The sequence below is a fragment of the Paenibacillus cisolokensis genome (assembly GCF_050481165.1).
Lineage (GTDB): Bacteria > Bacillota > Bacilli > Paenibacillales > Paenibacillaceae > Paenibacillus_AH > Paenibacillus_AH cisolokensis.
This window is the reverse complement of sequence record NZ_JBCNFP010000048.1, coordinates 1-7,019: the sequence shown is the minus strand read 5'-3', so window position 1 is coordinate 7,019 and position 7,019 is coordinate 1. Positions and strand designations below refer to the sequence as shown.

Below are 7,019 nucleotides of genomic sequence, written 5' to 3'. Positions count from 1 at the left end.
GCCGTCAGGCGTTTTTCTTAAGCCTGTCTAACCGTCCGCGCCTTCTGTCAAAACGTGTCCCGTCCGTCGGTGGGCCCCGCCATTCGTCCAATCGTCTCCGGTCCATCGGTGCATCCTGCTGTCTGTCTAATCACCTTCGGTCCGTTGCGAGCCCGCCTTCAGCGGCTTCGTCTCCCGGCAGATTGCTTTGGCGAAAAGCCTGCAAAAGTGCAGGAATTTTGGCCCGAATAGACGACTATGGCGCGAAATCCTGCAAAAATACAGTAATTTTTGGAAAATCTCGCTTGTCTGGCTTGAACGGATCAAAAAAACTGTATAATCGCAGGAATTTTCGCAATTTGGTTATTTTACATCCGAAAAAGCTGCACTTTTGCAGCATTGTTATTTTATAGGGTTTCTGTCTTCCTTCCGGATGCCAGCCGCCGCGGAGCCGATGTAAAGTAAGCACAAACAATTTCGGGACTGGTGTCAGTCACAGCAGGGGGAGGGGGGCGCGAGCGAATAAAGCCCTGGAGGTTCGCAATCGGTCGCCCGGCGTGGGCGGTGTGAGCGAATAAAGCCCTGGAGGTTCGCAACCGGTCGCCCTGCGCGGGCGGTGTGAGTGGATAAAGCCCTGGGGTTCGCAACCGGTCGCCCTGCGCGGGCAGTGTGAGTGAACAAAGCCCTGGAGGTTCGCAATCGGTCGCCCTGCGCGGGCGGTGTGAGTGGATAAAGCCCTGAGGTTCGCAACCGGTCGCCCTGCGCGGGGGGCGCGAGCGAATAAAGCCCTGGAGGTTCGCAACCGGTCGCCCTGCGCGGGCAGTGTGAGTGAACAAAGCCCTGGAGGTTCGCAATCGGTCGCCTTGCGTGGGCGGTGTGAGTGAATAAAGCCCTGGAGGTTCGCAATCGGGCATCCGGTGGGGTTGGCGCGAGCGAATATAGCCTTGGTCGCGTCGCCTGTCACGAGCTAAAGACTTGTGCCGTTTCTTGGAACATCGTGTCTATCTTGACCTATCGGTACCGTTCGCTTATAGTGATTGAAGAAGCTTTAAACTTATCGATCGAGGTGGCCATGTGATGTCTGAGAAAATCTACGTTGGAGTCGATATCGGCGGAACCGCCATCAAGGTAGGCATATGCAACGAAAACGGCGATCTTCTCCAAACGTACGAAGGACCGACCGAAACGGACAAAGGGACGGACGCCATTCTGAACAACATTGCGGCTTATGTCCGACATATCGTCTCCGAGTCTCCCTTTCAGTGGGAGCAGGTGGAAGGGGTCGGGATTGGAATTGCCGGATTTCTCGATATACCGAACGGCATCATGAAGTTCGCCCCGAATCTCGGGCTTCGCAATGTGCCAGTGCGGGACCGGGTTCAGGAAGCGCTCGGCAAACCGGTATTCATCAATAACGACGCGAATGTGGCGGCGCTGGGCGAAGCCTGGGCCGGAGCGGGCAAAGGGGTAAGCGATTGCGTCTGTTACACCCTCGGTACCGGAGTAGGCGGAGGCATCATCATTGACGGCAAAATCGTACAAGGATTTGCCGGCATGGCCGGTGAGCTGGGCCATATGGCGATTGTGCCGGATCTGGAAGCGATTCAGTGCGGCTGCGGCAAGATGGGATGTCTCGAAACGGTTTCTTCCGCAACCGGCATTATCAAGATGGCCAAGGACGCCGTTGAGCGGGGCGATCGGACATCGCTATCCGCGGTCGAGAACATTACGGCCAAGGACGTCTTCGATGCGGCCAAAGCCGGCGACGAAGTCGCGGCGCGCATCGTCAATCGGGCCGCCTTCTATCTCGGCAAATCGATGGCCACCGTTGCTATCGTGCTGAACCCGCAGCGCTTTATTATTGGCGGCGGGGTATCGAAAGCCGGCGATTTCCTGTTCGATCAAATTCGGGACGTCTTCCGCAAATTTACGCCGGACCTCATTCAGGAAGGCGTGGAGATCGTACCGGCGCAACTCGGCAACAATGCAGGCATTGTCGGCGCTGCAGGATTGGTTCTGCGGTCGTAACGATTATCGCGCGGCCGTTCGGCAAGCCGTTTGAAGCCGGACGGCCTTCTTCAACAGGACAGCAGGTTTGGAGGAGGCGAGAGGAATGAGTACGCCAGCCGATTCGGCGAGACTTGTCATCATTACAGGCATGTCCGGCGCAGGAAAGACGATCGCCGTACAAAGTCTGGAGGATCTCGGTTTTTTCTGCGTCGATAATTTGCCCCCGATCCTGATTCCGAAATTCGCGGAATTGATCGACCAATCGAAGGGCAAAATCGGCAAGGTGGCGCTTGTGATCGATCTGCGGGGCCGGGAATTTTTCACCGCGCTTTCGGAATCGTTGAATCAGATCAAGGAGCATTTCTCCATTCCTTATGAAATATTGTTTCTGGATGCGACGGATGGAGTTCTGGTGCAGCGTTACAAGGAAAGCCGCCGCCGGCATCCTCTTGCTCCGTCCGGCCTGCCGCTGGAAGGGATCAGGCTGGAGCGCCACTTGCTGGAGGATTTGAAAGGCTGGGCAACCCAGGTTATCGATACGAGCAATTTGAAACCGGCGGAGCTGAAGGAGAGAATCATTTCCCGCTTTACGCATTTGGGCGAAAGCAGCATTTCCGTCAATGTGACGTCATTCGGCTTTAAATACGGCGTGCCGATCGATGCCGATTTGATATTCGATGTCCGTTTTCTTCCCAATCCCCATTACGTCGACCAGCTTCGTCCCCAGACAGGGCAGCATCCGGATGTCTACGATTATGTGATGAAATGGCCGGAAACGCAGACCTTTCTGAACAAGCTGCTCGATATGCTGACATTCCTCATTCCGTTGTACAAGAAGGAAGGCAAGAGCCAGGTCGTAATCGGCATCGGGTGCACAGGCGGCAAGCACCGTTCGGTTGCGATCGCGGAATATTTGGGACGAACGCTGGGCAGCAGCGATACGGAGCTGGTCCGAGTCAGCCATCGCGACGCCGACCGCGACAAGCATTGATGGGAGGAAGCATGGAGAGCGGTCAGAAAACGATCAAACGTCCGCAGATCGTCGTCATCGGAGGCGGTACCGGTCTGTCGGTCATGCTTAGGGGATTAAAAGAAAAGCCGCTCGATATTACCGCTATTGTGACCGTTGCCGACGACGGAGGCAGTTCCGGTATTTTGCGCCATGAGCTGCAAATTCCGCCGCCCGGCGATATCCGGAACGTGCTCGTAGCGCTCGCGGACGTCGAGCCGCTCATGTCGGAAATGTTGAGCTATCGTTTTCAGAACGGTACAGGTCTCGCCGGCCACAGTCTCGGCAATCTCGTGCTGGCTGCGATGACCGATATTACCGGCGATTTTGTCGCCGCCATCCGTGAATTAAGCCGCGTATTCGCCGTACGGGGACGGGTTCTGCCTGCCGCCAATCAGGCGATTATTTTGCATGCGGAGCTGGAGGACGGCACGATCGTGACCGGCGAATCGATCATTCCGAAATCGGGCCAGGCGATCAAGCGCGTCTTTATCGAGCCGAAAGATGTCGAACCGCTGGCGGAAGCGGTCGAAGCGATCCGCAGCGCCGATGCGATTCTGATCGGGCCGGGCAGCCTGTATACAAGCATTATTCCGAATTTGCTCGTGCCGAAGCTCGCGCAAAGTATTATGGAGTCCGATGCGGTTAAAATATTCGTATGCAATGTGATGACGCAGCCCGGCGAAACGGACAATTACGCGGTCAGCGATCATCTGGACGCTGTCTACAACCATGTCGGCCAGCATATTTTCGATTATGTGATCGTCAACGACGGGGAAATTCCTCCGCAAGTCCAAAGCAAATACGCGGAGAAGGGCGCGAAGGCGGTTCATCTCGATCTGGAAGAGGTCGAGCGGCGGGGCTATAAAGTAATCGCCGACCGGCTTGTCCTGTTTCGCACGTATTTGCGGCACGATGCGGCACGGCTCAGCCATCATATTTACCAGTTGGTGGAGAACTGGATGCTACGGAAGAGGTGAGAAGCGATGTCTTTTGCAGCCCAGACCAAAAAAGAACTGACTCTCATAGAAGCCGACCCGTGCTGCGAAAAGGCAGAGCTGTCCGCGCTCATCCGGATGAACGGTTCGGTGCAGCTGTCGAGCCGTAAAGTGATTCTGGATATATCGACAGAAAATGCCGCTATCGCGCGGCGGATCTACACGCTGATCAAAAAGCATTTTGACGTTCATACCGAGCTGCTCGTGCGCAAAAAGATGAGGCTCAAAAAAAACAATGTCTACATTGTGCGCATTCCGGCCAAAGTTCAGGAAATCTTGAGCGAATTGCGGATCATTTCGGAAAGTTTTATGTTTAATCAGGGTATCGATAAGGAAATGATACGTAAAGGCTGCTGCAAAAGATCGTACTTGCGCGGCGCCTTTCTGGCGGGAGGTTCGGTAAACAATCCGGAGGGCTCCTCTTACCACCTCGAGATTTCTTCGATGTATGAAGAGCACTGCAAGGCGCTTGTCGAGCTGGCGAACAAGTTCCATCTGAACGCCCGCTGCATCGAGCGGAAAAAAGGGTTTATCTTCTATATTAAAGAAGGCGAAAAAATTATCGAGCTGCTCAATATTATCGGCGCGCATCAAGCGCTGTTCAAATTCGAGGATGTCCGCATCATGCGGGATATGCGCAATTCCGTTAACCGGATCGTCAACTGCGAGACGGCGAATTTGAACAAGACGATTGGAGCGGCCGTCAGGCAGATCGATAATATCCGGCTGCTGGAGAAAGAAATCGGATTGGAAAATTTGCCGGAAAAACTGAGAGAAGTCGCCATGGTCCGGCTGCAGCATCCGGATATCAATTTGAAGGAAGTCGGCGAACTACTGAAAGGAAAAGTAAGTAAATCCGGCGTCAATCATCGGCTGCGAAAAATCGATGAAATGGCTGAAAAAATCCGGAATGGCTGAACTTTAATCCTGGTGGCGACAATGGTATAATAGTAAAGCGGAAATCTCATTTATTATGTCTGGAAACCGGTGTTTCCTCATGGAACATCGGTTCCTGTTGAATATGTTTAGGGGGTGTTGTGATGATAACAAGGCAACCGGTTGTTGTGCGGTTGAAGACGGGACTTCATGCGAGACCGGCAGCGTTATTCGTCCAGGAAGCAAACAAGTTTTCTTCCGAGGTGTTCGTCGAGAAAGACGATAAGAAAGTAAATGCCAAATCGATTATGGGCATTATGAGTCTGGCTATCAGTTCCGGAACCGAAGTCTACATCAGCGCAGAAGGTTCGGACGCAGAGCAAGCTGTAACCGCTTTAGTCAACCTTGTAAGCAAAGAAGAATTGGAGAATCAGTAAAGTCTTCTGACCAATGCGGGAAAAGCTCCTCTGGAGCTTTTTTTTGCCATGCCTGGCTAAAGCGATACGATACTGCAGGGCGGTACGTCTAAACTGACGGTTAACCGCCCTGTTGTTATTTACAAAAGCTGCTAAAATACGCAGACAAGGCAAAGAACCGTCCGGTTATTCCTGGACGGCTGGGTCAGCGATGATGTCGGCGCCTGCCTATTCTTATGCGCCGGTCGACTTGTCAAGCGGAATGTTGCGTTGCTGCAACGCAACCTCGATCAATCGGATGAACTCCTCCGAGAGCTGCATGGCCTTCGCTTCCTTGTACACTTCCAGCAAATGCGTATCGTTCAAAGGACGCAGCAGCATCGTCTTATCCTGCATGGGAAGAAAACCATCCCCGGAAGCGGATTGCGGCTCCTGATGACCGATCAGATGCTCGTCTCTGCCAAGAGAGCGGGAAATCGATTGCGTTCTCTTTCTGGTCGAAAATAACGGATTAATCAATTTCATTATCGGCAACTCCACACATTAAGATTGGGGCTTCGGCCGATGGGGCCGTTCCCACGGCACAAATGGTTCGGAAACATCATGTTGTTGGTATTGCTACGACTATCTTACCATGATATGGATGAAAGATGGTGGGGAATTCGGGGGGTTGAATTCTTCTTGACAAATCAGATGAATTGTGATATATGCGGAGCGGATGCGGGAATAAAAAGAAAAACCTCCAGGCCGGCCTCTACTCAAGCGGCTTGGAGGTTTCGTCGTCAGGCACAACCGTGCCCGGACCAGGTTAAATTTTCTCGATCACTTTGTCCACGATTCCATACGCCAGCGCTTCTTCGGCGCTCATAAAGTAATCGCGATCGGTATCCTTTTCGATTCGTTCCAGCGGCTGTCCGGTCCGCTCTGCCAGGATGGCATTCAGCTTGTCGCGCATTTTCAGAATGCGGCGGGCGCGGATTTCGATATCCGTCGCTTGTCCTTCGGCGCCGCCAAGCGGCTGGTGAATCATCACTTCGCTGTTCGGGAGCGCATAACGCTTGCCCTTCGCGCCGGCCGCCAGCAGGAACGCGCCCATCGAAGCGGCCATGCCGACGCAAATCGTCGAAACGTCCGGCTTGATATATTGCATCGTGTCGTATATGGCCATTCCCGATGTGATCGAACCGCCCGGACTGTTGATGTAAAGGTTGATATCCTTGTCCGGATCGTCCGCGGCCAGGAACAGCATTTGGGCAATAATCGAATTGGCCACCACATCGTTGATCGGCGTGCCGAGGAAAATAATGCGGTCCTTGAGCAGGCGAGAGTAAATATCGTAAGCGCGCTCGCCGCGGTTGCTCTGTTCGATGACCATCGGTACGAAGTTCATATCCATACGTTTTCCTCCTCTACAAGTGGCGATATTGGTAAGCGTAACACCATCATAGCGAAAATCGTCTTAAAAGTCAAAGATGGTCAAACCATTTGCAACAAAAAAGCCGATAACTTTGCAATTTCGGCAATACTTGATGAGTGTACATGGTGATATTATGGCGCGCCCGCGAGGAATCGAACCTCGATCTCAGGCTCCGGAGGCCTACGTCATATCCATTGGACCACGGGCGCATTTTGTAATAGCGAAATTTATTATATGACATGGAGAAGAATAAAGCAAGTCCATTTTTAAATTAAATTTTGGTTTTTCATGATTGGTTCATTGTAAAATTAAAT

The 7,019-nt window shown here is 52.9% G+C and carries 7 protein-coding genes and 1 tRNA gene; 5 read left to right on the top strand and 3 right to left on the bottom strand.

Annotation, left to right across the window (positions count from 1 at the left end; translation table 11 throughout):
* Positions 1–1,056: 1,056 nt before the first annotated feature.
* The 5 genes from ABEV74_RS08690 to ABEV74_RS08670 all read left to right on the top strand — a co-directional run bounded on the left by ABEV74_RS08690 (position 1,057) and on the right by ABEV74_RS08670 (position 5,309).
* Positions 1,057–2,007, top strand: a complete 951-nt coding sequence (locus tag ABEV74_RS08690) for an ROK family glucokinase (RefSeq protein ID WP_430145174.1) — start codon at positions 1,057–1,059, stop codon at positions 2,005–2,007.
* A gap of 85 nt (positions 2,008–2,092) precedes the next feature.
* Positions 2,093–2,980 (top strand): RNase adapter RapZ, encoded by an 888-nt coding sequence (gene rapZ / locus ABEV74_RS08685; protein WP_062489413.1) that lies wholly within the window; start codon positions 2,093–2,095, stop codon positions 2,978–2,980.
* An 11-nt stretch (positions 2,981–2,991) separates the two neighbouring features.
* A complete protein-coding gene (locus ABEV74_RS08680; RefSeq protein WP_062489411.1) occupies positions 2,992–3,978 on the top strand; it encodes a gluconeogenesis factor YvcK family protein in 987 nt (328 codons plus the stop codon).
* 6 nt (positions 3,979–3,984) lie between these two features.
* Positions 3,985–4,914, top strand: a complete 930-nt coding sequence (gene whiA, locus ABEV74_RS08675; protein ID WP_062489408.1) for a DNA-binding protein WhiA — start codon at positions 3,985–3,987, stop codon at positions 4,912–4,914.
* 125 nt (positions 4,915–5,039) lie between these two features.
* On the top strand, positions 5,040–5,309 hold the full coding sequence (locus ABEV74_RS08670) for an HPr family phosphocarrier protein (protein ID WP_062496364.1): 270 nt from the start codon (positions 5,040–5,042) through the stop codon (positions 5,307–5,309).
* Between the two features lie 213 nt (positions 5,310–5,522).
* Here the strand turns inward: ABEV74_RS08670 and sda are convergent, their stop codons facing one another.
* From sda to ABEV74_RS08655, 3 genes are all read right to left on the bottom strand, one after another.
* The gene (gene sda, locus ABEV74_RS08665) at positions 5,523–5,813 is read right to left on the bottom strand and encodes a sporulation histidine kinase inhibitor Sda (RefSeq protein ID WP_430145170.1); all 291 of its coding nucleotides are present in this window, start codon (positions 5,811–5,813) and stop codon (positions 5,523–5,525) included.
* A 283-nt stretch (positions 5,814–6,096) separates the two neighbouring features.
* Complete coding sequence (clpP, locus tag ABEV74_RS08660) at positions 6,097–6,678, bottom strand: ATP-dependent Clp endopeptidase proteolytic subunit ClpP (protein ID WP_062496362.1); 582 nt, start codon at positions 6,676–6,678, stop codon at positions 6,097–6,099.
* A gap of 161 nt (positions 6,679–6,839) precedes the next feature.
* Positions 6,840–6,914: transfer RNA gene (locus ABEV74_RS08655), tRNA-Arg, on the bottom strand.
* Between the last annotated feature and the right edge of the window lie 105 nt (positions 6,915–7,019).

Bases quoted from the DNA above. Each gene is read 5' to 3' on its own strand.
- whiA (WP_062489408.1), top strand. From the start codon at position 3,985: ATGTCTTTTGCAGCCCAGACCAAAAAAGAACTGACTCTCATAGAAGCC.
- ABEV74_RS08680 (WP_062489411.1), top strand. From the start codon at position 2,992: ATGGAGAGCGGTCAGAAAACGATCAAACGTCCGCAGATCGTCGTCATC.
- ABEV74_RS08690 (WP_430145174.1), top strand. From the start codon at position 1,057: ATGTCTGAGAAAATCTACGTTGGAGTCGATATCGGCGGAACCGCCATC.
- sda (WP_430145170.1), bottom strand. From the start codon at position 5,813: ATGAAATTGATTAATCCGTTATTTTCGACCAGAAAGAGAACGCAATCG.
- rapZ (WP_062489413.1), top strand. From the start codon at position 2,093: ATGAGTACGCCAGCCGATTCGGCGAGACTTGTCATCATTACAGGCATG.
- clpP (WP_062496362.1), bottom strand. From the start codon at position 6,678: ATGAACTTCGTACCGATGGTCATCGAACAGAGCAACCGCGGCGAGCGC.